The 22,471-nt window shown below is 37.0% G+C and carries 18 protein-coding genes; all 18 read right to left on the bottom strand.

Translation table 11 applies throughout. The features are described from left to right. Nucleotides 1-35: 35 nt before the first annotated feature. The gene (locus tag HOY35_RS05785) at nt 36-1,235 is read right to left on the bottom strand and encodes an ABC transporter permease (RefSeq protein ID WP_172211241.1); all 1,200 of its coding nucleotides are present in this window, start codon (nt 1,233-1,235) and stop codon (nt 36-38) included. Continuing rightward, nucleotides 1,232-1,915 (bottom strand): ABC transporter ATP-binding protein, encoded by a 684-nt coding sequence (locus HOY35_RS05780; RefSeq protein ID WP_172211239.1) that lies wholly within the window; start codon nt 1,913-1,915, stop codon nt 1,232-1,234. The genes HOY35_RS05785 and HOY35_RS05780 overlap by 4 nt, the downstream gene beginning before the upstream one ends. Continuing rightward, a complete protein-coding gene (locus HOY35_RS05775) occupies nt 1,915-3,099 on the bottom strand; it encodes an efflux RND transporter periplasmic adaptor subunit (RefSeq protein ID WP_172211237.1) in 1,185 nt (394 codons plus the stop codon). Before HOY35_RS05775 ends, HOY35_RS05780 begins: the two co-directional genes overlap by 1 nt. Continuing rightward, complete coding sequence (locus HOY35_RS05770; RefSeq protein ID WP_172211235.1) at nt 3,086-3,592, bottom strand: hypothetical protein; 507 nt, start codon at nt 3,590-3,592, stop codon at nt 3,086-3,088. Before HOY35_RS05770 ends, HOY35_RS05775 begins: the two co-directional genes overlap by 14 nt. Before the next feature lie 161 nt (nt 3,593-3,753). Then, nucleotides 3,754-4,641 carry a polysaccharide deacetylase family protein gene (locus tag HOY35_RS05765; RefSeq protein WP_172211233.1) on the bottom strand — a complete coding sequence of 296 codons (888 nt, stop codon included), beginning with the start codon at nt 4,639-4,641 and terminating at the stop codon, nt 3,754-3,756. Between the two features lie 93 nt (nt 4,642-4,734). Further along, nucleotides 4,735-6,552: an APC family permease gene (locus tag HOY35_RS05760; RefSeq protein ID WP_172211231.1), complete on the bottom strand. Its 1,818-nt coding sequence runs from the start codon at nt 6,550-6,552 to the stop codon at nt 4,735-4,737. A gap of 98 nt (nt 6,553-6,650) precedes the next feature. Next, on the bottom strand, nt 6,651-6,977 hold the full coding sequence (locus HOY35_RS05755) for a hypothetical protein (RefSeq protein ID WP_172211229.1): 327 nt from the start codon (nt 6,975-6,977) through the stop codon (nt 6,651-6,653). A 434-nt stretch (nt 6,978-7,411) separates the two neighbouring features. Then, the gene (locus tag HOY35_RS05750; protein ID WP_172211227.1) at nt 7,412-8,626 is read right to left on the bottom strand and encodes an aminoacyltransferase; all 1,215 of its coding nucleotides are present in this window, start codon (nt 8,624-8,626) and stop codon (nt 7,412-7,414) included. Between the two features lie 147 nt (nt 8,627-8,773). Next, complete coding sequence (locus HOY35_RS05745; protein WP_172211225.1) at nt 8,774-10,006, bottom strand: peptidoglycan bridge formation glycyltransferase FemA/FemB family protein; 1,233 nt, start codon at nt 10,004-10,006, stop codon at nt 8,774-8,776. A gap of 96 nt (nt 10,007-10,102) precedes the next feature. Beyond that, nucleotides 10,103-11,308: a peptidoglycan hydrolase PcsB gene (pcsB, locus tag HOY35_RS05740; protein WP_172211216.1), complete on the bottom strand. Its 1,206-nt coding sequence runs from the start codon at nt 11,306-11,308 to the stop codon at nt 10,103-10,105. A gap of 152 nt (nt 11,309-11,460) precedes the next feature. After that, nucleotides 11,461-11,991 (bottom strand): rod shape-determining protein MreD, encoded by a 531-nt coding sequence (gene mreD, locus HOY35_RS05735; RefSeq protein ID WP_172211207.1) that lies wholly within the window; start codon nt 11,989-11,991, stop codon nt 11,461-11,463. Beyond that, a complete protein-coding gene (gene mreC / locus HOY35_RS05730) occupies nt 11,992-12,852 on the bottom strand; it encodes a rod shape-determining protein MreC (RefSeq protein ID WP_172211205.1) in 861 nt (286 codons plus the stop codon). A gap of 560 nt (nt 12,853-13,412) precedes the next feature. Further along, a complete protein-coding gene (gene icd / locus HOY35_RS05725) occupies nt 13,413-14,681 on the bottom strand; it encodes an NADP-dependent isocitrate dehydrogenase (RefSeq protein WP_172211203.1) in 1,269 nt (422 codons plus the stop codon). 61 nt (nt 14,682-14,742) lie between these two features. Next, nucleotides 14,743-17,409 carry an aconitate hydratase AcnA gene (gene acnA, locus HOY35_RS05720; protein ID WP_349627493.1) on the bottom strand — a complete coding sequence of 889 codons (2,667 nt, stop codon included), beginning with the start codon at nt 17,407-17,409 and terminating at the stop codon, nt 14,743-14,745. A 446-nt stretch (nt 17,410-17,855) separates the two neighbouring features. Then, nucleotides 17,856-18,569 carry a gamma-glutamyl-gamma-aminobutyrate hydrolase family protein gene (locus HOY35_RS05715; protein WP_172211199.1) on the bottom strand — a complete coding sequence of 238 codons (714 nt, stop codon included), beginning with the start codon at nt 18,567-18,569 and terminating at the stop codon, nt 17,856-17,858. Between the two features lie 97 nt (nt 18,570-18,666). Beyond that, entirely contained in the window at nt 18,667-19,371 is a 705-nt protein-coding gene (gene nagB / locus HOY35_RS05710; protein ID WP_172211197.1) for a glucosamine-6-phosphate deaminase, read from the bottom strand. Between the two features lie 347 nt (nt 19,372-19,718). After that, nucleotides 19,719-21,716 carry a Stk1 family PASTA domain-containing Ser/Thr kinase gene (gene pknB, locus HOY35_RS05705; protein WP_172211195.1) on the bottom strand — a complete coding sequence of 666 codons (1,998 nt, stop codon included), beginning with the start codon at nt 21,714-21,716 and terminating at the stop codon, nt 19,719-19,721. Beyond that, nucleotides 21,709-22,449, bottom strand: a complete 741-nt coding sequence (locus HOY35_RS05700; RefSeq protein ID WP_172211194.1) for a Stp1/IreP family PP2C-type Ser/Thr phosphatase — start codon at nt 22,447-22,449, stop codon at nt 21,709-21,711. The genes pknB and HOY35_RS05700 overlap by 8 nt, the downstream gene beginning before the upstream one ends. Nucleotides 22,450-22,471: the final 22 nt, after the last annotated feature.

The raw sequence follows: 22,471 nt of genomic DNA, 5'->3' as shown, positions 1-22,471 counted from the left end.
TTAAATTCTAAAAAATAATTATATTGTTTAATTTGTTATCTTAAAATATCAATTAAATCCTTTTTTGCAGCCTCTGAGGCGGGCATTACTGAAAAAATTAAGCCAATTCCACTTGAAACACCTACTGCTAGCAAAACGGTAAATAAATCAATTGAAACAGGGATTGAAACAGCATTACCAATCACATAAGCCAAAATCATACCTACAATATAACCGATGATACCACCAATTAATGTTAAAGTAATACCCTCCAATAAAAATTGTAGACGGATTGCATTACGTGTTGCGCCTAAAGCACGACGGATTCCGATTTCCTTGGTACGCTCAGAAACCGAGATATACATCATATTCATTACGCCCACACCTGCAATAAACAAGGAGATACCAGCAACTGCCGAAATAAAATAGGTAATCGTGCTTAAAACCTGTCCAACACCATCGGTAAGCGCTGCTGTATCATAGACCTCGTAGCTACCCAAATCCTTAACAGAGCCACTAGCCTTCATTTCATCAATTGCTGCTGTGGTCACCTTACTGGCAGTCGCATTTTTCTCCATAATTAGCTCTACAGAAGAATGATCCTTTTGATCTGGAAAATATAGCTGATAGGTTGCCTTTGGTATCTGGATATTACTTTCTGGCATTGAAAACATACTAATTTGTTCGGTACCCTTATAAATTCCAACAATTAAAAAGAATTGGCTATTATATTCAAGTCCTCGATTTAAAGCATTCTCCGCCGAGCCATATAGCTCCTTGGCTGTTGTCGAATCAATCATGACAACCTTACTTTTGGTTTCATCATCGGCTGCCGTTAAATTTCTACCATATAGTACCGTTTGATCAGTGCTTGACACTAAATCAAACTGCTTATTTTTTTTCTTATCCTTAACTAAGATATCACCGTAAACTGTGCCTGAATCATTTTTTGGAAAATCTGCAGATTTAACACCCGAAATGCCAGAAAGCTGCTGTAAATCTCTATCAGAAAAGAAATTGACGTTCGCATTATAGAGAGTTTGATCATCTGGTGTAAAATAAAGGGTTACCTTTACTTCACCCGAGTCTTCGTTAGTCAAGCTCTTTATCGTCTTTTTTTCAAAGCCCCGACCAATCGAGAGAATGGCAATGACTGCAGCAATCCCAATGACAATGCCAAACATCGTTAAAAGACTTCTTTTTTTATTTTTTTTAATTGATTTTAAGGATGAATGCCAGTTGACATATACTTTCATTCTTTCAGCTCCTTATCTTCAATAATTGCACCATCACGAATACTAATTAAACGTGTACAATAAGGGACTACCTCAGGATCATGAGTTACAAGCAAGATCGTTGCCCCATCCTGTCGGTTTAAGTCATGAAAGAGCTTCATAATATCCTCTGAGGTATGGGTATCAAGGGCACCTGTCGGCTCATCAGCGATAATAAACTTAGGCTTATTGATTAAAGCTCTTGCAATTGCAACACGTTGCTGCTGACCACCGGATAGCTGTTTAGGATACTTTTCTGCCTTATCAGCCAGACCAACTCTCTCCAACGCAGCCATGACCTGCTCTTTGGTTTGGCTAAATTTTAAACCACGATATAATAATGGTAATTCGACATTTTCATATACAGTATTATTTTCAATCAGGCTAAAATTCTGAAAGACAAAGCCAACTACCTGGTTGCGTACTTTGGACAATCGGTCATCAGCCGAGGTAATTAAGTTTTCATTTTCAAAAAGATAGCTACCGTCAAATTTAGTATCAATAAATCCAAGCACATTGATTAATGTTGATTTACCAGAGCCTGAAGGTCCCATTATCGCAACCATTTCACCTGCTGCTACTTTTAAATTAATATCCTTTAGCACGTGAAGCTCTTCTTCATCCGATTGATAATACTTATTAACTTCAACCAAATCAATCATTAGCTCACCGCCACTTCTTGACCATCCTTTAATGTATCGTCTGGTTTTTCGATTATTTTATCCTTAACCTTCAAACCTTCTAACACTGTGTAAACACCATTTTTTTCTTGAAGCTTAACTGCCTGTTTTTTTGCTTTACCAGATTGATAAAGATAAACATAATATTGCTCCTTTTCTTTAATGATGTTATCCTTGCCAAGCTGAATCTCATTTGATGGTAAATTAATCTGAACAGTATAACCATATTGAATATTACTATCCGGTTTAACTGAAAATTGATAGTTTGAGGTGCTAGAAGCAGTCGAGCTTGCCTGATCAGTGGCAGCTGCCTGAGCTGGTAATTGATTAACCTGCGTAATTGTACCTGTCACTTCTTGATCACCATTCGTTGGCTTAAGGGTAACCTTTTGATCCTGTTTGACACGTTCATAATCAAACTCCGAAACTGTCCCCTCAACTACCGTAGAAGGACTGACTACTGTGACAATTGGACTAGTTGCGTCTGTTTTCCCTTTTTCATTAACATAGGCAATGCCGTCAATACCACTAGTCACTGTTGTCGTTATTTTTTCCTTGATTCGTTCGATACTTTCATTTGTAGAAGCTAAATCAATATTCGCACCATCCAATGCCTGACGAGCTTGTAATACTGCATCCTTCTGAGAATCCAAACTAGCATTTAAAGAATCGATTTTTGCATTCAAGCTTTCACGCTCTGCCTCATCAGAAGAAGCATTATAATCAGCTTTTGCCTGATTAACCTGATTGGTTATTTCTGCCTGTCTAGCTACCGCTGCATTCAAAGTTGCCTGAGCGTTTTGAACTGCCAACCCTAATTTGCTTAATGATTGCGATTGTTCATCAGCCTGATCTTGTACCGTATCATTTTCATAGCTATAAAGCACCGTATTGGCTTGAACAGCCTGACCATCGGTCACGGAAATCGAAGAAACACGACCTAAACTCGAGTCTAAATAATAGTTCTGCGTTTTTTCAGCCTGTGTAATACCTTTAAAAATCAAAGGGTCAGCTAACTTAATTTCCATTACGTGATACGTATCTACCTGCTCATCCTTTTTTCTAGTTGAAAGAAAAATAGCAATTGCTAAAATCACTAGCACTAAAGCAGCCGCGATTAAACTAAAACGGATACGCTGTTTTTTATTCATTTTAATTTTTTTCATCGGCATCCTCTGGCTCTGCTTTAAATAAATAATAAATTACTAAAATGGCTGGAATAAATAAGATTGCTCTAAAAGCAATGCCCAATAACGTTGTAATCATACCAAAATCCATACCCTCAATTTGCATTTTGGGTGCCAATAAGCCAATAATATAGCTTAAGACAGACCAGCCAATATATATATAATATGGAAATTTTGGTGCCAATTGATTTTTAGATAGCTTCATTTGATTCATTACATAAAGCACAACTAAAACAATTGAAATAATAATACCCACTATTGAAAAAGCCTTAAGCGAGGTGCTTTGTAAATAATTAAGATACTCAGTCGAAGCACCTATTTTTCTGAAAGTTTCAATATCCGGATTAAGTACTGAAGAAATGCTGAATAGGTTAGCGACTAAACCAATACTAGCTATTACCAAAGTTACAATATTCCAAGTTTTTGCTTTGCGAATAAATAATTCACTCGTTTTTTCTTGATCAGTTGTCATAATAAATCCTCCCAAATATTACTATATTTTTTTCATAAACATTTCTATCGTAACATAAACTACAATTCAATAAAAATAATATCCTAAATTGGTATATACAAAAAATAGATAATTTAAAAACAAAATCGCTTTAAACTATCTATTTTCTTATTTATATATTATTAATAATTACCAATTTGGTTTAAAAAACTTTCCTTGGAATGTCCATAGGCAATTCGTACTCGATTAAGTGCAAAAAGTCCATTTTCGCTACTAGCAAGTCCTGGATCAGTCGTCAAACCAAGCTTGTACCCTGCTTGAGCAGCTACACTCGCTGTTTCATCATTATATCTACCCGAAGGATAACAAATAACCGATGTATCTTGATTTAAAAGCTGATTGATTGTTTGACGAGAATCTGTTAATTGTGCCAATTGACCATCATAAGTCTGCTGAGATAAATCAACGTGATCCACGGTATGACTTTCTATACTAATCAAAGCATTCTTTTTTAATTCTAAAAGCTGAGGATTAGCCAGCCATTCTACACCATCCTGTATGCCAGTAATAACATTAATTGTCGCTTTCATTCCAAGCTCAGTCAGTACTGGTACTGCAGAATTATAGTTATCCACATAGCCATCATCTAATGTTACCCAAACAATTTTCTCTGCAGGCTTTTCGTTTTGAGTTAGTACACGGTATGCCTCTTCGGGACTTAGCGTATAATAGCCCGCCTCTTTCAAGGCAGCCATCTCCATTTGAAATTCAGCCTTAGGAACATAAAGAGTATTTCCATCAACTACGTCTGCAATATGATGATACATTAAAATGGGAAATTCAATTACCGTATCAGACTTTGTCCAAGTAACCGTTTCTTCTTTATTAGCTGAAGCTTCTTTGGCACTAGATTCATTTTGAGTTTTACTCGCATCAGTCTGACCGGTTTCCTGTTGCGTGGTACCTAGCTGCTCCACCTTATCACCAGTGTAATAAATCACAGCAGTAAAAATTGAAGCAAACATCGCAACAATTAAGCCTACCATAAGAACTGTCAAATATTTTTTCATTTTCTCCCCTTTTTATCCCCTTAAAAAAATATATTATCAGTTAATTTTAGCATAGAAAATACTGTTTTCAATAAAAATAACTCTAATTCTTGATCATCGCTTTAGATGATAAGAATAAGTAGAAATAATAATATTTTCTCGCCAATTTAAATAAAGACGAATTTTTAAGCTTGTTTGATTATGTAAAATTTGCTGCCAACGATGGTTTGGAATAAATTGTGGTACCAAAACAGTCACCGTATTATTTTTCTTTCCGGCCGCTTTACTAACCAAATCAACATAACGAACAACCGGCTTGACAATATCAGTGAAGCTAGAATGTACAACCGAAAAACGAACATCTGGAAATAATATTTTAAAGTTCTCCTCAACTTCCAAATCCTTGGCCTTAGTATCCTCTGTCGAAACATGCATCGCAATAACTTCATCGCCAATTGATCGTGCGTAGTTGATGGCGCCAATATCTACTTGGGTCACATTACCAACCAAAACCAAAACAGTATTACCATTAAATTCATGCACCTTTACTTCTTCTTTTATTTTTAATTGATCCGCAACATTCTTATAATGCCGTCTAATACTATAAAAAACAAAGAGTAAAACCGGCATGATTACAAAAAATGGCCAGATATCGTGTAATCTAAAGACAAATAAAATAATAGTAATTGCATAGGATATAAAAGCACCAATAATATTCGCAATTGATTTGGATAATTTCTTTTCTCGATACCATTTAACAATCATCCCTGTCTGAGCAAGGGCAAATGGAATGAAAACACCAATCGAATAAAGTGGGATTAAGCGCTCAGTTGAGCCCTGAAAAATAAATAATAAGGCAATCGCACCAACAGCAAGTGTAATCATGCCATTTGAATAACCTAGACGATCTCCCTTAGCCAGGTACATATGCGGCATATACTTATTAGCCGCTAAATTATATGATAGCATCGGGAATGCTGAAAAGCCTGTATTTGCTGCAACTGCTAGAATACCAGCAGTTGCAATTTGGAAAATATAAAATAAAACTTGGTTATTAAATACCAATTTTGCAATTTGTGATAGAACGGTTACTTCAGTTCTTGGAACAATACCCAACCAATAGTTCAAAAAAGTAATTCCTGTAAAGAAGCAGCCTAGAATAATTGACATAATCGTTAAGGTCATCGCAGCATTCTTAGCGCGTGGCTTTTTGAAGAAGGGCACAGCATTACTAATAGCCTCCACGCCCGTCAAAGATGCTGAGCCACTTGAAAAAGCCCGTAATAATAGCGCAATCGAAATTCCTGGTACAACCGAACCAACATGACTGGTTGCGTTATATAATAATTGTCCAGTCATTATCTTAAACACACCAATCACAATCAGCGCAATGACACTTATCACAAAAAGGTAAACTGGAACCATAAGCATACCAGCAGATTCTCGTAGACCTCTTAAATTAATCAGCATTAAAACTAAAACAAGAACAACTGCAATAGCAACCTGATGATGAAATAATGCTGGAATCGCAGAAGTAATTGCTTCTGCGCCCGCAGAAACAGATACTGCAACCGTTAGCATATAATCAATTAATAAGCTACCACCTGATATCAGCCCCCATTTGTCCCCTAGATTTTCAGTGGATACCAAATAAGCGCCACCGCCCTGTGGATAAGCATGAATTACCTGACGATATGATAGTGTCAAGCTAATTAATAAGACTAAGACAAGGAAAGCAATCGGCAAAGAATACCAAATTGCTGCTGCTGACAGAGTCACTAAAACCAAAATAATCTGTTCAGTCCCATATGCAATTGAAGAAAGCGCATCAGAAGACAGCATTGCGAGCGCTTGAAACTTTGTAATCTTATGATCGTCACTGATTGATTGTTTCAATGGCTTACCAATCAATAACTTTTTAACATAATTCATTCTATTCTCCTAAGATTAATTTTCTTATGATTCACAGATATGAATTGTAACGCAAAAACCGCATAAGGTCAAAGCATATTTTAAACAATTTTTCTTAATTAATTCTCAATTTTTGCAATAAATTTATCGAATAATTGGTCAAGTTCTTGCTCCAGCCGCTTTAAACTTTCGGGTGTGCTTGCATCCAATATTATCATCGGATTAGTATTTTGGTCTATTAGAAAATAAGGCTTTATGCTGTCATCAACAATTCTAAATTTAATCTTTGGATGATATGAAAAATCCCCACAAAAACCAGCAGTTGCAATTTCTAATTCATACTCGTTTGCTTCACCTACTACTAAACGATAATAACCATCTCCTAAAAAACGACGATTTTCTGAAAAATTTTGTCTAATCTGCTTTAATTCATTCATATTAGCCATTAATACTGATCTCCTTTTTGCATTTAATGCCGATATTATTTCCAAAATAATTATAAATTAAAAAAGGGGCTGTGACAAAAGTCCTAACCCCTTTCATAATGTTCGTAATTTACGGGCTTCATACGCTGCTTATGCCGATACTTTCAAGCCGTTGAAGCCAGATTGCCCGCTCGGACAAAGCACGCCCGAGTAAATAAACGTGAAATAGCTTTTTTTGATAGGTTTTTTCCCTTAAAAAGATTCAAATAGATACGTCATCCGGTCAGACAGAAAAGATTTGACTATCTAAACAAATGACGTACCTATTTTTCATAGTTTTAATCAGAGAGAGAAAGCCCTTGCTCTACGATTTTTTGGTGAGGCAATTAGCACCATTTTCTACATCATTAAACGTCTTTTGTCCCAGCTCCACTTTATAATTCTTAATTTTGCTTTTAATCATGCGCATTACGACGCTTTCTAAGCTTATAAGCAAAATTACTTAGTTTATACAATAGGCGATTGACTGGTAAATTAAACTCACCAATTAGCTCTTGAATATCTGGGTTGAAATTACTTTTGAATTTCGATAAGCCATCATCAAGCGTTCCTTCAACACCACCCATATTTCCCCAAAGGCAACCATCCTCAAAGCCTTCATTAAAAGCAATTGGATATAATAGGTATTGTGGATAGAACTTTTTAAAATCATCGTCCATACCAGCATAGAGCATCTCTAAGGTACCGCCAAATTTAATTGATAGAATCCCAGCAATTACGGTCGGCACATTTTGACTGCAATCATGCTGACTTAATTCTGCCAAATATTTTTCAACTGAACGCTTTTGATCATTTAAACGATTAAAACGCTTCTTTTGATTTTCTGGCGTATTGGCGATATCTGTTTCAATGGTTTCCAGCTGATTTTTTAACTCATGATATTTTTCAAATAAATTAATTTCAGCAATATGTAAATAAGCATCTTCGCCATAAAGCGTCATTAATTGCTGAAAATAATCAAAATTGCGAAGTGAAACGCCTTTTCGAGTTTCTGTCTTATTAACAACTGCACTAAAGGCTTTCAAAGCATCAATGGTCGCTCTGCGCCCAGTCACACCGCGTTTTTTTGCATCCTTCATAATTCGATTAGTATGCTTTGGATAAATTTGATTTACCAAAGCAGAAAGTGGTTCATTGGCTTGAAAGCGAGGCTGGATTGTTTCACTCATTTTAAGATTAAAGCCTAAATGTTCCGCCCCAACTGATTTAATATTTTCGATAATTTCACTTGCCGCTGGATTAGCTACTGACTCACCACCAACTTTACCAGAACGATAGATAACTGCTGGATCAAATTTAATAAATAAAGCATTTTGCTTTTTGGCCCACTTTTTAAAGGACACAAAAAAGAAATTAACAAGCTCTTGATTAGTATAATCCAAAATCGGACCCTTCGGTGTATAAATCATCGTTAAACCGAGTGGCAGGTGCTTGATTAGAACCAATGCAGAGGCGACTAATTCGTCATGCTCATTCTTGACACCAACAATGGCTGATCCCCAATTATCCTTAACCTTGGCCCAAGTACTTGACTGCAGGAGATGGTTCAATGGACTCTTCTTAACAAACTCATCATGAGCCTGCGGACTAATATTTTCTACAAATTTCAATTTTTGCCTCCGATAAACAAATTAATAACAAAAAAACATAAGAAACAATTACTTATTTATTAAATCAAGAAAATTTCCAAATTTAATTTCATTTTTAACAATAACGACTATCTGAATACTAAGCTTTTAATAAAGTGGCTCAGCAGGCTAGTGTCCAATTATTTTTTTTAATAACTGAGTTAAGCGATATACATTTGGCCTGACAATCATTTCAAAATTACCAGATGAACGCCAAATAAAGCCTTTAAAATTCTGCTTAAAGCGTAGAACACCTTGGTCCTCATCTTTTGGACTGTTTACACCCATAAAATTATAACGCTCAATTTGATGATTAACAGCATAATTTAACATATAATCCTGAATTAAAAAGGGAGCTGAAAATTCTCTAAAGTGATCGTACATACCACTAAACATATATATAATTTCATTAGGCATAATGTAAAATTGAGCAACTGCTAAAACGACGTCTTCACAGCCATATTGCTTGACTAGCGCCTTAGCCTCTGCTTGACGCTTTTCGGCACTTTTTAGCTGAAAGGTCTTGATATCATTTAATTTGTTCTGCTTCTTTTCTGTTGGTTGCTTTTGAATTTCCGCCGCTAACTTATTAATTTCAGACTGAATACTTTTTAAATCTGCTTCCGTCTGGCTTAAATACGATTGAAAATTAATTTCCGCCGCTAAAAACTTCGTTCTCTCACCATAAGCCTGAAAAGCAGACTGGTAATAACGAAGAGAGCGTGTTGAAAAATGACGTCGATCACCCGCTTCATCAACCACTGCCTTAAAATCAGCTAACCGTTCATAAGGTAGCTCAACGATTTTAATGCCAAATCCCTTAGCACGATTAATTGATTGCCTCGCTTGTTTTTTAAATGATTTAACAGCCGAAGCATAATCCGAAAAATTGCTAAGATTTTTTTCATAATTATATTGAAAGCCTAGCTCAAAATCATTTAATACAGCCACTTTTAAGCCAAGCGACTGATAAAAATCATTCAATTTTGGCTGAAAGGTCGCAACTTCTTCCCATTTATCATTGTATTCAGCTATCATCTGATTAGAATGAATAACAAGCTTGATGATACCCAATCCTTTTAGCTTATTTTTTAATTGCTCAATTAAAAACTGATTAACCTTTAAATCCTCAGAAAAATAAGGATTCCCATGTGCCTCTGCCAAGTAACCAAATTTTATTTTACTCAATATAACTAATAAGGCGGTTTGTAACTCCCCGTTAGCAAGCACACCGTAATAGCCAATTTGATGTCCAAGGGCCTGCTGCAGCTTACCCATTTCAACTGTTTGCTGGAAATGGACCTGAGTTTGCTTAGCGGTAAATTCAGCAAATGCCTGTTCCGATACTTCTATAAATTCCATAACATCCTCCGTCAATCTACTGCTACTATCATAACAAAATTCTTGATACAAAAAAAGGAACTCAAATGAGTTCCCCAAATTTAAAAATTAATTTACTTAGTTTGGATAAATGTAAGTAACAGTACCTTGACAATTAGTTGGATTAAACCAGCCACGATAGTTACCAATACTTTGATTACCAGCATAGTTTGCTTCACTAACTTGAATACTTGTCGCACTTTGAACGCCAGTAACGACTGCAACGTGACCATAGCCGCCATCATTCCAAGAAGCAATCGCACCTACCTGTGGCTGACTACCAGTACGGAAACCGGCTGCTGCCGCACTTGATGCCCACTGTCCACCATTGCCCCAGTAGTTACCTGCCCAAGGTGCTAATGCTTTAGCGCCCCATGTACATTGTCCTACAGGATAAGTATTGCTACTATCCGTAGGGGTAACTGGTGTTACGGGCGTTACTGGTGTTACGGGCGTTACTGGTGTATTATCTGTGTTCGTTGTGTTTGTAGTACTGGAAGTCGTTGTACTACTTGCTGTTGTTGCAACTACTTGCGCATTTGTTGCTGCCGCCGCTTGAGCTGCCGCTTGTTTATTAGCTTCCTCTTGAGCCGCTTGCGCTGCTGCTGCCTCAGCTGCTGCCTTTTGATCTAATAATGATTGCTTGTCACCTTCAGCAGTTGCTTTTTCAGCAGCTAAATTTAATTGTGCAACCTGTAAGTCAGCTTGTTTGGTTTTGAGAGATGAAGCTTGATCAGCGATTTTTTGTTGATTCGCAAAATTCTTCGCATCATTTTCCTGAGCCACCTTAGCCTTGGCTTCAATATCTTCTTTATCTTGCTTTTGTTGCTCTACCATTTCTTTATTAGCACTTACAATTTTATTAACTGCTTGCACACGAGTAATTGCATCTGAAATAGAATCTGATGACATTAAAACATCAACATAATTAGTTGAAGAGCTGTTTGTTTGAACAGAACGTGCTTGTTCTTCCAATGCTTTTGAGCGTTCAACGATTTGCGCTGACAAAGCTGCAATTTCTTTATTTAACTTAGCAGTTTCAGCTGCTAATTTTTCACTTTCAGCTTCTAATGCTGCTTTTTGAGCTTGCAAATCAGTAATTTGACCTTGTAAGCTATCTACATCAGCTTGAGCTGTCGCTTGCTGAGCTGTTAACGCATTAATCTTACTATCTTGTGCTGCAATCTTTGAGTCTGTATCATCGGCACTTGCCGTGATTGGTGTTACAGCTACACCTAAAACAACTGAACTTAATAATACGATTGATAAAATTTTCTTCTTCATATGAATTATAACGCCCTCCACAATTTATCTCTTCAAGCTTCAAATTATCTCATCTCTTTTTTGATGACATAGCAATATTACCACAAAAATATCTCATTTTATGTCCATACTTATTACAATTATGTTTCAAAAATTACTTTTTCTGAAATATATTACAATTCAAGCTTCTTTTTTATTGATTTTCCCCAGAAAATAAAACGAAACGGTCTATATATCAGCAGGAAAATCAAACCATTAAATAGTAATGTCGGCGCTAAAAGCTTCCCGATAAAGCTAACAAATTCAAAATTAGCAAGATTGAATATCAGTTGAATGATTAATATTGCAATTTCATAGCCTGTAATAAAAATAATCAGCGAAAAAAATTCTGTGACTGGATTTTCATGAATCGCGTCACTAATTGATGTCGCAAAGTAAGCAATTAATGGTAGAGCTACCGCATTAATACCAAGAACACCAATAAAATAAGAATCCATTAAAATACCAATAATAAAAGTAGTAATCACGAGATAACGCATGGATAATCGCTTAGTTGAAAAAATAATAGCAATAATTAGTAAATGACTTGTAGTCAAAGCATTGCCATTTGACCACACCTTTAATAATGCAGAAAGCTGACCATCAATTAAGAATAGCAGGAAAAAAATAAGTGGTGTGAAAATGAGTAGCTGATTTTTCTTCATCTACTCACCCGCCCCTGCTAATCGCTTAATAACCGTCACAAATTTAATATCATACATCTGAGTGGCTGGCTTCACATAGATTTGGCGACCGCTATCCTGATTATTTTCTTTTTCTGAAACGACAGTGCCTACTAATAAATCTGCAGGCGAATTTCCACCCAAGCCGGAGGTTTGAACGACTTGACCTTCTTTAAGTGTTCCGTCTCCTGTCACTTGAGAAACAACAAAGGCCTGCTTATCCTCATCATAGCTTTGCAATAGACCATATAAAGTAGTCGTATCTGTTGAAATCTTAATTGGAAAATGATTGACCGATTGATTAGTCGAAGTCAACAATTCAACTTTGGCGCTCGAATGATTCACTTGGATAATGCGACCAATTAAGCCTTCATCGCTCATTACTGCCATGTTTACTTCTAAACCATCAGCTTCACCACGATCAATAACTAAAGTATCTTGCCAAGTATTAGTTGAGCGAGTAATCACATTAGCTGATACTTTATCATAGCTATTTAAAGTACTATTTAAATCGATTTCTTTTTTTAAAGCCTCTAATTCTTTTTCTAAATTATCACTTTTGATAACCGCTTCATTATATGTTTTTAGCTTTTTTTTCAAGGCTTGATTCTCTTGATAAGTCTCTAACAAATTTTCAAAGGCCTCTACCTGATTACCAATAAAATTGGCAGGTGCAGCTAATAATTTATCAACAATCGCAATTGAATCATTGGTGACAGAGGTTGCTTGATTCACTTTACCCTGATTTTTTAATTTTCCTGCAGTAAAACCAACGATAGCGACGGTAATAATAATAATAATAATGGCAATAATAATTTTTTTATTTGGATTAAATTTTTTCAATTACTTCCCCTAAACTTTACATCGTGATCGATGATTTCATTAATTTTATCAAGTAAAAAAATGTAATTTGAACATTTTTTATCTTTTCGAGACAATCACTCGCTGTTAAACAACGATGTTACAATTTTATCACTCTTAACTCAAAAAAAATAGAGTTAGTACAAGATAAAATAATTAAATAATCTATAGATTTATAAAAAACCGGCTCTACAATAAATTGGACTGATAAATATTTCGACTCAATTTTTATTTATCCTGAGATGATAAAATGAGACCTGTCGATTTAAAATGAAGGCATCATTATATTTGCAAATAATCCAAACTTTACGAGAACCATAAGGCAATGTGCATAATCTGAAGCTTAGCTTAAAAGTATTTCTAAAAATTCAGTATTCCATGTCGCTTGAGTAACACCAAAGGGCAGTCGTCTAAAGACGGCCGCCTAGCATCCATATTGAGCATTTTAGTAAAATCAGTCCAATTTGGCATTAAACCAAAAAGCTTCAGGAACAGCCATAATAGTGAGTGGCAAATCCTGAAGCTTCTTTATTTTTATGACTTTATAATAAATTTTCGATTAACAAATCGGCAAACTCAGAGGTTTTAACTTCGGTCGCACCGTCCATTAAACGCGCAAAATCATAAGTAACTGTTTTATTCTCAATTGTTTTTTCAAGCGAATCAACAATTCGATTAGCAACTTCTGTCCAGCCTAAGTGCTCAAACATTAAGGCACCTGATAAAATAACAGATGATGGATTAACCTTATCGAGATTTGTATATTTTGGCGCCGTTCCATGAGTCGCTTCAAAAATCGCATGACCAGTCAAATAGTTAATGTTCGCACCTGGAGCGATGCCAATGCCGCCGACCTGAGCAGCCAGCGCATCCGAGATATAATCGCCATTTAAATTAAGCGTGGCAACGACATCAAACTCTTTTGGTCGTGTTAAAATTTGTTGTAAGAAAATATCGGCAATTGCATCCTTCACAAGAATTTTGCCCGCCGCCAAGGCATCATCCTGTGCCTTATTAGCAGCTTTTGTACCCTCAGCTGCTTTAATTGCATCATATTGATTCCAAGTAAATGTTGCCTCACCGAATTCTTCCTCAGCCACCTGATAGCCCCATTTTTTAAATGAGCCCTCAGTAAATTTCATGATATTTCCCTTATGAACAAAGGTCACTGTTGGCTTTTGATTCTTTATCGCATATTCAATCGCAGAACGAACTAAACGCTTCGTTCCTTCTTCTGATACAGGCTTTACACCAATTGAGCTTGTTTCTGGAAAACGAATTTTATCAACATTTAATTCATTTTGTAAAAAGGTAATCAGCTTTTGAACTTCCTCACTACCCGCTTGAAACTCAATACCTGCATAGATGTCCTCAGTATTTTCTCTAAAAATCGTCATATCAACATACTCAGGATGCTTAACTGGACTTGGAACACCTGTAAAGTGACGAACAGGACGCAAGCAAGCGTATAAATCTAGCTCTTGACGCAAAGCCACATTTAAAGAACGAATACCACCACCAATTGGTGTTGTCAAAGGGCCTTTGATGGCAATTAGATATTCATCAATCGTATCTAAAGTTTCCTGCGGTAACCATTCCCCAGTTTCATTGAATGCCTTTTCCCCAGCTAAAACCTCTTTCCAAGATACCTTCTTTGTTCCGCCAAAAACCTTTTCGACGGCAGCATCGAATACACGAACGCTTGCATGCCAAATATCTGGTCCAATCCCATCACCAATGATAAAAGGAATAATCGGTTCATTTGGTGTACTTAGCTTACCATCAACTAACTTAATTTTTTCTGCTGTCATCTCTACTCCTTATAATTCAATTATTAATATCTATTTTTGTAAATTAATATTTTATAAATAATCAATTTGCTGCTTGAATTTTTTTCCGAATCACCATCGGTAGAATGCCACCATTCTGATAATAACGAATGTCTGCCTTCGCATCAAAACGCAGGATTGCTTCAAACTCTTTAAGCTGGCCATCCGGCTTTTTAGCCTTAACCTTAACCCGATCACGAATCCCAAAGACATCGGGAATTTCAATGTCAAATTGTTCAGTACCAGCTAAACCGATGGTTTCTGCACTCTCTCCCGGTAAATATTGTAATGGTAAAACGCCCATCATGACTAAGTTAGACCGATGAATCCGTTCATAGCTTTCAGCAATTACTGCTTTGACACCTAATAGATTTGTTCCCTTAGCTGCCCAGTCACGAGAAGAGCCCATACCATAATCCTTACCAGAAAGTATGATTAATCCAGTACCATCAGCCTTATAATTCATCGCAGCATCATAAATACTCATAATTTCACCAGTCGGAAAATAGGTTGTATAACCGCCCTCTGTACCCTCAGCAATTTGATTACGAATCCGAATATTACCGAAGGTCCCACGCATCATCACATGATGATTACCACGTCTTGAGCCGAACGAATTGAAATCCTTTGGCTCAACTTGGTGATCCAATAAATAGGCGCCCGCTGGAGATTTCATCCCAATTGCACCGGCAGGCGAAATATGGTCAGTCGTCACAGAATCACCAAATTTTGCGAGCACTGTCAGATTTTCAACATTTGCCTGTTCTGGTAGTTCAGTCGTCATCCCTTCAAAATAAGGTGGATTGGCGATATATGTGGAAGCCGGATTCCAAGAGTATACTTCTCCTGTTGCCGTTGCAATCTCATTCCAAGATTCATTGGCATCAAAAACTTTAGCATAGTATTCCTCAAATAACTCAGGCGTTACATACTCTGACACAGCTTGGTTAATTGTATCATCATCCGGCCAGATATCCTTTAAATACACGGGCTGATTTTCTAAATCAACACCTAGGGGCTCATTGGTTAAATCAATATTAACATTACCTGTAATTGCATAAGCTACCACAATCGGCGGTGACGCTAAATAATTGGCTTTTACTAACGGATGGATACGTCCCTCAAAGTTTCGATTACCAGAAAGAACAGAGGTTAGCAAGATATCATTTTCACGGACCACCTCTTCAATATTTGGGTGAAGCGGACCAGAATTACCAATACAGGTCGTACAGCCATAGCCAACCACATCAAAGCCCAGCTGATCCAATGAATCTAAAACACCGGCATTTTCTAAGTATGCCGAAACAACCTTAGAGCCCGGCGCCAATGAAGTTTTAACAGTTGGGCGCACCTTCAAGCCCTTCTCAACCGCATTTTTAGCTAAAAGACCGGCAGCCATCATAACATATGGATTGGAAGTATTAGTACAGCTCGTAATGGCTGCAATACCAATATCTCCAGTCTTTAATGTATCTGTTTGACCATCAATTTCAACCGCAGCTGATTTTTCAAATTCTGTTTGCTCTAAACCAAAACCTTGGTTGCCCACTGGTGAAACAACAGCCTGATTAAAGGCCTCTTTCATTTGAGATAATGGGATTAAATCCTGTGGACGCTTAGGACCAGAAAGATTTGTTTCGATTGCCGTTAAATCAATCTCTACCACTTTGGTATAAGTCACCGCTTGATTTTCATCATAAAATAAATGATTCGCCTTGGCATAAGCTTCTGTAAGCGCAATTGTGGCAGCATCTCGTCCGGTTAGCCTCATATAATTTAAGGTTTCATCATCAATTGGAAAATAGCCACAGGTCGCACCATATTCAGGTGCCATATTAGCGATTGTCGCACGATCAGCTAGTGTTAATGATTTAAGACCTTCACCAAAGTATTCAACAAATTTGCCAACAACATTCTCTTGCCGCAACACTTGCGTGACTTTAAGTGCCAAATCAGTTGCTGTTGCTGATTTTGGCAGCTTACCGTTTAGCTTGACACCAATCACCTCTGGCAGTGGGAAATAAGAAGCTTCTCCAAGCATACCTGCTTCTGCTTCAATTCCGCCGACCCCCCAACCGAGAACGCCAATGCCGTTAATCATCGTGGTATGGGAATCTGTTCCGACCAGGGAATCTGGAAAGACAATATTGTTTTTTGTGACCACAACATCTGAAAGATATTCGATATTCACCTGATGGATAATCCCAGTCGCTGGTGGCACAACACGGAAATTGTCAAAGCTATCCTGTGCCCATTTTAGAAATTCATAGCGCTCGTAATTACGTTCAAATTCCCGCTTCGCATTATATTGCAGAGCTTCCTCTGTACCAAAGGCATCAACCTGAACCGAATGATCAATAACCAAATCAACAGGAACTTCGGGATTAATTTCCTTGATATTTCCACCTAAATTTTTCATGGCATCCCGCATTGCAGCTAAATCAACAACTGTCGGTACGCCTGTAAAATCTTGTAGGACAACGCGCGTTGGTTTAAAGGGAACTTCACCAGCCGGACCCTCATCAACCCAGGCTAAAATACCGTCAATATGCGCTTGTGTAATATCCTCACCATCGTATTGTCTTACTAAAGACTCCAAAAGAATTCTCAATGAATAAGGTAATTTGTTAATTTTTTCATGCGCAACTTCCCCAATATCATAATATTGATACTGTTTCCCATTGCTTTCAATTTTTTTTGTTTGAAACACCGTTTTCTCCTCCATCATCAATAAAAAAGTAGGCTTTTTAACAAACCGTTTGTCATTATCCTATCATAGTTTTCATTGTTTTTAAATAAAACAGAGTCATTTAAAAGCAGTTTTATCTATTATGAATTGAATGTTAATTAAATATGAAAAAAGAGAGTGTTTTAAATTAAAAAAAGCGATTTACTTTTAATTTTTGAGCTAAGGCTTAAACACGTTCAATAAAAGGATGCCACAGCTTAAAATAATTGAATGTTTAAACAATTAAGTCCATAAATCAAGAGTCTTAAATAAAGAGGTAAGGACTGATCATCCCAACCTCCTGCCTATCGCTTATTAATTTTAAAAAAGTAAAAAAACTGATGCCGCATTAGCTTGATAACGCTGGCATTTGAAAAATAAATTCAAGGCACAGGGTTATTTCTTTACCGCCTATCTATATTATTAGCCTACAATTGCTCCACGATATACTTAAACAGACAACGCTCATTTTCATGATAGCGCCAAAGCATTTCAGGATGCCATTGCACTGCTAAAATCCGATTAGCTGGAGACTCAAAGGCTTCAATTACACCATCTGTGCTATGTGCCGTTGCTACTACACCATCAGCAAGATTTTTAATTGCTTGGTGGTGATAGGAATTCACCAAGCACTCGTCAGGTAAAAAATGACCTAATAGTGAATCATTGCTTATTTTAATTCTATGTGTTTTAAAACATTCCCGTGTAGGCGCCTGCAGATGATTGATTGTTATTTCAGGCAATTGATTAATATCCTGATACAATGTACCACCAAGCGCAACATTAATTAGCTGCATCCCTCGGCATAAACCAAAAATAGCTTTCTTTTGGTGAAGTGCTGCTTGAACTAGCGCAATTTCAAAAGCATCCCGTGGTGGAAAAGTCATCCCCAAAGGATGTATAGGCTCCTCATTATAGTAAATTGGTGAAATATCTTGACCACCGCCCAGTACTAAAATATCGATTTTTTCAACATATTGCTCAGCCAACTCTGGCTTACCAATCGGCAAAATAATTGGTAAGGCGTCAAACAGCTGCAGCCCTTCAACCAATTCTGTTTGAATATAATCTACAGGATTACCATGAAAATAATCAATTGATTCAATCACTCGATTTCCAGCAATACCAACTATTTTTGTCATTTTTCCTCCTACTTTCAGCCATAGCCTTTCCTTACTAGCTATAGCTATTTTAAAAAGAATCAACAAAAAAAGCGAGTATCACTCACTTTTTTTGCTATTAATTTAATAGACGAGCTGCATCGGCATCAACAATCACAGTTACGTTAGGATGATTTTGTAAAACACTGGCTGGAAGGGTCTCGGTCACTTCCCCATTAACCATTTTTGCAATTGCATCTGCTTTTTGTTCGCCCCATGCCATTAGCACAATTTCCTTTGATTTCATCACTGATTTAATGCCCATCGATACAGCCTGTGTAGGTACATCTTCAATATTATCAAAATATCGACTATTCGCTTGAATCGTTGATGGTGTTAAATCAACAACATGAGTGGTCAAATCAAATGAGCTGCCCGGCTCATTAAAGCCAATATGTCCATTTTGACCAATTCCTAAAATTTGAAAATCAATTGGATTACTATCTATAATTTGGTCATAATGCTTAACTTCTGCTGTTAAATCACCTGCTTTGCCATCAGGTAAATATGATTTTGCGAATGGCTTTTGATTAAACAAATGCTCCTTCATAAAAGTATCATAGCTTTGTTCATCACCTTCACCTAAGCCAACATACTCATCAAGATTAATTGAAATTTTATCAGAAAAATCCAAATCACTTGCCAAAATTTCTTGATAGAAATGTTCTGGTGTTGAACCAGTAGCTAAACCAAAGACTCTCGCACCTTTGTTAATCGATTTTTTAATTAATTCAAAAGCAACTTTTGAGCCTTCTTCAACTGTTGCAACTTTAATAATTTCCATTTACTCTCACTCCTAGCTAAAATCTTTTTTATATTTCAAATAGCACTCTTAATTGGTACATACCAATTCTACCATGAAATTATATTTTTGCAAAGCCCAAACACCTATTTTATTAAAATTAAAAAAGGGGTCAGGACTTTTTGTCCTAACCCCTTTCGTAATGTTCGTAATCTACGGGTTAAATTGCCTAAAAAGCATAAACAGCTCGTTCTGAAATGTGAGTACAGGTTAAAAATAATTATAGCGATGTCTTTTATCGCGAATTATTTTTTCTTGTATCGAACATTTCAAGCCGTTGAAGCCAGATTTTCTACTCGGGCAAATTACGCCCGAGTAAATAAATAAGATTATTGAGAACCTGTTGGTTCCTCTGAGCTGCTATTACTTGAGCTAGATGAGCTGCTGTTACTTGAGCTTGAGGATGAGGAAGGCTTCGTACCTTGAGATATCACAATCGTAATTGTTTCACCAGCACGAGCTGAGGTTTTATCTACAGAAATCACATTACCTTCTTTAACGCTATCACTATAATCTCTAGTCACATTGACTAAAACACCCTTTTCCTCCGCATAGCTCAACGCATTGGCCTCTGTCATACCAATCAAGCTGCTTAAATCAATTTCCGATATTTGAGCAACAGTTAGTGTAACAGAACCACTTTCAAAATTAACCTTCTGACCGGCAGCAGGATCCTGCGCAATAACAGCGCCAGCAGTTCCAGAGGTCACCTGTTGATATACAATATGAATTTTACTTTCAGCTAATCCAGCGTTAATTAAAGCATTCTTAGCAGCAGTAGCATCAGTTCCAATATAATTATCAATAACAAAATCCTTAGGTCCTGTACTAACAGTTAAGGTAATTGTATCTGTCTCAGGATTAAACTTATTCCCTTTTTTCGTGCCAGCTGCTGGACTTTGGCTGATAACCGTACCACTCGGATATTCATCGCTTGACTGCTTCTTTTCTTTAATTTGACTCGCTTTAAGACCATATGTCTGCATCAATTCATTTTTCGCATCACTAAATTCTCCACCAGTATAGTCACTGATTTCAATTGTCGTATTACCAGAAGAAACATACAAATTAATAGAACGGCCTTCCTTAACAACAGAATCTGCTTTAGGATTAGTCCGAGTAACCTTGCCGCTATCAACAGAATCACTGGACTCCTCAATTATTTTTCCGACTTTTAAGTTACTTTCCTTTAGCGTGTCTTCAGCATCCGCTTGTGTTTGATTGGTAACATCAGGGACTGTAACATCTTTTGGTGTTGTCAAAATGGCAAACAAGATTAAGCCTACCAATGCCGCCAAAATACCTAAAATTAGCAGAATTTTTTTCTTTTTGGACCACTTCTTGCTTTTCTTCTTAGCTTTAGTAGCCGGGTTCTCAGGTTGGCTCGATTCAGACATCGAATTTACCAGATTGGATGCCGTTGCTTCATTTAGCACCAATTTAGACATTGTTTTGGTCGCTTCACGATCTTTAGCAAAGGTCAACTTGGATTCATTCGCCCGACTCGGATTCAGCACCGTTGCTAAATCTTCACGCATCGCCTCTGTTGTTGAATAACGATTATCTATCTCTTTTGCCGTTGCCCGAATTACAACATTTTCTAATGCCTGTGGGACATTTGGATTAATTTCGCGCACAGAAGGAATTTCCTCCTGAAAATGCTGCAATGCAATTGAAACTGCTGAATCACCATCAAAAGGCACCTGATTAGTTAGCATCTCAAACAAAATAATCCCAATTGAATAAATATCTGAACGATAAGTAGCAGATGCTCCTCTTGCTTGCTCTGGTGACAAATAATGTACCGATCCAAGCATCGAGTTGGTTTGGGTCAAACCGGTTTCACTAAAAGCTGTAGCAATACCAAAGTCTGTTATTTTTGCAGTACAATTTTCATCTAACAATACATTTTGCGGTTTTAAATCTCGATGCACAATTTTATGATCGTGCGCTACAGTAATGGCTGCTAAGATTTCTCTAATCAGACGAACTGCCTCTTGATTGGAGAGGGGAGCATTTTCACGGATATAATGTTTTAAATCGCTGCCCTTGACATACTCCATCGCTAAATATTGCATGCCATCTACTTCACCAACTTCATAAACACTCACAATATTTGGGTGAACTAATTCAGTGGCTGCATGGGCTTCTCGTTGAAATCGACGAATCGCAATCGGATCATTTTGAAAATCCGTCCGTAAAACTTTAATCGCAACTTGTCGATGTAAGATTAAATCCTCGGCCAAGAAAACATTTGCCATACCGCCGCTGCCAATAGGGCTTATGATTCGATAACGTTCATTAAAAATTTTACCGATTTCAATCATAGTTTACCTCCGGAACTTTTATTAGCAGCACAGTAATATTATCCAAACCACCATTCTCATTTGCTTGATTAATCAAATGTTCGGCTTTTTCTTCAAGCGTTTCTGATGAAACGAGCAGTTTTAGGATTTCTTCATCACTAAGCATATTAGATAGACCATCCGAACAAATTAAGAATAAATCATTTGACTGAACCGTCCGCTGAATGATATCTACATTCAAATCATTAGGCATGCCAACACTTCTGGTAATGATGTTTTTTCTTGGATGGTGGCTAGCCTCTTCAGCAGTAATTTCACCAAGTAGGCGCAACTCGTTCACTAAAGAATGATCCTCGGTAATTTGAATCAATGTATCACTTCTTAATAAATAGCTTCTCGAATCTCCAACGTGGGCCAAAATCAATTCACAGCCAAAAATGCACAGTGCTTCAATCGTTGTCCCCATCCCTCTGAACGCATCCTTTTGCCCTTCCTCAAAAACTAAGCTGTTTAACTGCTTAATTTCTGCATCAAGCCATTCTGCAATTGCTTCACCTGTTTCAAAATTGGTTGCTTGCCATCTCTCTCCGAGCGTTTCAACAGTCAATTTACTAGCAACGTCACCTGCCTGATGACCGCCCATACCATCCGCAAGTAAAAATAGTAGTACGTTTTGCAAATTTTTAAAAACCTTGACATAATCTTGATTCATAGTACGTTTTTTGCCAATGTTAGATAAATAACTATAATCCATTACACTACCTTTCTTATAGTCC

It is taken from the genome of Enterococcus sp. MMGLQ5-1 (genome assembly GCF_013155265.1).
Classification (GTDB): Bacteria; Bacillota; Bacilli; order Lactobacillales; family Streptococcaceae; genus MMGLQ5-1.
Note: the sequence above shows the minus strand (reverse complement) of the source record. Positions and strands in the feature narration are given on the sequence as shown.